This window comes from Amycolatopsis sp. SID8362 (assembly GCF_010550475.1).
In the GTDB taxonomy this organism is placed as follows: domain Bacteria; phylum Actinomycetota; class Actinomycetes; order Mycobacteriales; family Pseudonocardiaceae; genus Amycolatopsis; species Amycolatopsis eburnea.
Window position 1 is genome coordinate 1 of record NZ_JAAGNB010000218.1, and the last position, 2,429, is coordinate 2,429.

Annotated in this window: 2 protein-coding genes and 1 pseudogene; 2 read left to right on the plus strand and 1 reads right to left on the minus strand. The window is 69.6% G+C overall.

The window, feature by feature from the left end:
* Positions 1 to 784: alpha/beta hydrolase (locus G3I65_RS07540; protein ID WP_160695442.1), on the minus strand; the 784-nt coding region annotated here is incomplete at its 3' end.
* 304 nt (positions 785 to 1,088) lie between these two features.
* Here G3I65_RS07540 and G3I65_RS07545 point away from each other — a divergent pair.
* Positions 1,089 to 2,051 carry a TerC family protein gene (locus G3I65_RS07545; RefSeq protein ID WP_160695443.1) on the plus strand — a complete coding sequence of 321 codons (963 nt, stop codon included), beginning with the start codon at positions 1,089 to 1,091 and terminating at the stop codon, positions 2,049 to 2,051.
* A 40-nt stretch (positions 2,052 to 2,091) separates the two neighbouring features.
* A pseudogene (locus G3I65_RS07550) lies at positions 2,092 to 2,429 on the plus strand (S9 family peptidase); the annotation flags it as partial.

Sequence of the window (2,429 nt, forward strand, 5' to 3'; positions counted from 1 at the left end):
CCGCCGTTCCGGCCGCGCCGGTGGTGCCCGTGTCGGTCTCCTGGCCCGCTTCCGGGGCTTCGGCCGACGGCGACCCGCTCGACGCGGCGCCGGAGCCCGCCGAGAAGAAGATGCCGGCCCAGCTCTTCTTGAACACGCCGTCGGTCGCGAACGCGCCGGCCGACGGGGTGCCCGGCGCCGTGAGGCCGGGCGTCGCCGCGTTCGGGACCAGGCCCTGCGCGAGGTCGTTGTACGTGATCACCGGGGCGATCGCGTCGACGCGCTTGTCCGTGCCGGCCAGCAGCAGCGACAGCGCCCCGCCGTAGGACGCGCCGGTGACGGCGACCTTCGGGTCACCGTTCGGGTCGGTCGTCACCTGGTGCTCCGCGACCAGCCGGTCGATCAGGTGGCTCGCGTCGGCGACTTCGCCGTCCGGGTCGTTGAGCCCGATCTTGCCGGTGCTCTTGCCGAACCCGCGCGCGGACCACGTCATCACGACGAAGCCCTTTCGCGCGAGCTCGCGGGCGTCGTCGGCGACGCTGGTCTTGTCCCCGCCGAAGCCGTGCGCGAGCAGCACCGCGGGCGCGGGCACGGTGGCGGGCAGGTAGGTGGTCGTGTCGATCTTCACCTGCTCGGCCGAACCGGGGGCGGCGGGCAGGTCGATCAGCGCGTCCTGCGTGGGCACCGGCGCGGGCGCGGCGGGCCGCGTGATCCAGAAGACCGCACCGGCGGCCAGGACCACGACGACGGCGGCGAGCGCGGTGAGGCGGGCTCCGCGGGTGCGCGGGAGCGGGAGTCGGGGCACGAAGAGAACTTATTTGAGGTTTGCTGAGAGTGTCCCGCCCGGCTCACAGCGACCACACGCGTGAGACCACCTGGTGGACCGAAGTGACCGAAATTACAGGACCAACCCGGTGACGTGCGGCGTTCCGGCTGGCGTTCGGGCGGGGGTAACCGGCAGACTGGAACGGCTGTGAGGGGAGTATTCCTTCGCGGCGGTGTCGTCAGCACGGTGGCCCTGCGCCCCCGGCACCGTCGGCCGGTGTTTTCACCGGCGGGAGAGACCTCCGGTTAGTTGCTCATGCGCACTATCCGGAGGTTCTGGTTCCATGACTGTCCCCCTGTGGCTGTGGATCGCCACGATCGGTGGCCTGCTCGCGCTCATCGCGCTCGACCTGGTCATCGTCGATCGCAAGCCGCATGAAGTGACCACGGGGGAAGCCGCTCGCTGGGTGATCTTCTACATCTCGTGCGCGGTGCTCTTCGGGGCGGGCGTGTGGATCTTCGCCGGGCACGAGCCGGGCGTCGAGTTCTTCACCGGGTACATCACCGAATACTCGCTGAGCGTCGACAACCTGTTCATCTTCATGATCATCATGGCGTCGTTCAAGGTGCCCGCCATCCACCAGCACCGCGTGCTGCTGGTCGGCATCCTGCTCGCGCTGGGCTTCCGCAGCGTCTTCATCGCCATCGGCGCCGCGCTCATCGAGCAGTTCGTCTGGGTCTTCTTCCTCTTCGGTGCGGTGCTGATCTGGACCGCGATCAGCATGCTGCGCGGCAAGGGCGAGGAAGAGGAGTACCACGAGAACGCCGTCACCCGGCAGGTCCGCAAGATCGCCCCGGTGACCGACGACTACCACGGCCACCACTACACGGTGAAGCTGAACGGCAAGCGGATGATCACGCCGATGCTGCTGGTGATCGTGGCCATCGGCTCCGCGGACCTGCTGTTCGCGGTCGACTCGATCCCGGCGATCTTCGGCATCACCCAGGAGGCGTTCCTCGTCTTCACCGCCAACGCGTTCGCGCTGATGGGCCTGCGGCAGCTGTACTTCCTGCTCGGCGGGCTGGTGACGAAGCTGGTCTACCTCAGCTACGGCCTCGCGGTGATCCTCGCCTTCATCGGCGCGAAGCTGTTCCTGCACGCGCTGCACGAGTACCACGTCGTGCCGGACTGGCTGGACATCAACAACTGGGTGTCCCTCGGCGTCATCATCGTGGTGCTGTCCGTGACCACGGCGGCCAGCCTGGCGAAGGCCCGGCGCGACGAGCGCAAAGCGGTCGCCGCGTAAGTCGTTCGCAGCGCTAAAGATTTCCGGTACGGTCGGGGGCGTGCGCCCTGCCGACATCGAAGACCTCGTCGTCCCCGGCCGTCCCGCCCTGCGCGGAAACCTGCTGCTCACCGCGGTGAGCAAACCCGATCTGGAGGCGAACGCCGCGCGCAGTTCGCTGCGGCGGGTGTCGCTCGACGGCGGCGAATCCGCGTGGACGCACGGTCCGCGCGACTCCGCCCCGGCGATTTCGCCCGACGGGCGCTGGGTGGCGTTCCTCCGCGCGGGGGAGGGCAAGGGCGCCGAGGGCAGCCCGCAGCTGCACGTGATGCCGTCCGACGGCGGTGAGGCGCGGCGGCTGACGTCGCTGCGGCTCGGGGCGGGCGAGCCGGTGTGGGC

Excerpts from the sequence above, each read along its gene's own strand:
- G3I65_RS07545 (WP_160695443.1), top strand. The coding sequence starts at position 1,089 with ATGACTGTCCCCCTGTGGCTGTGGATCGCCACGATCGGTGGCCTGCTC.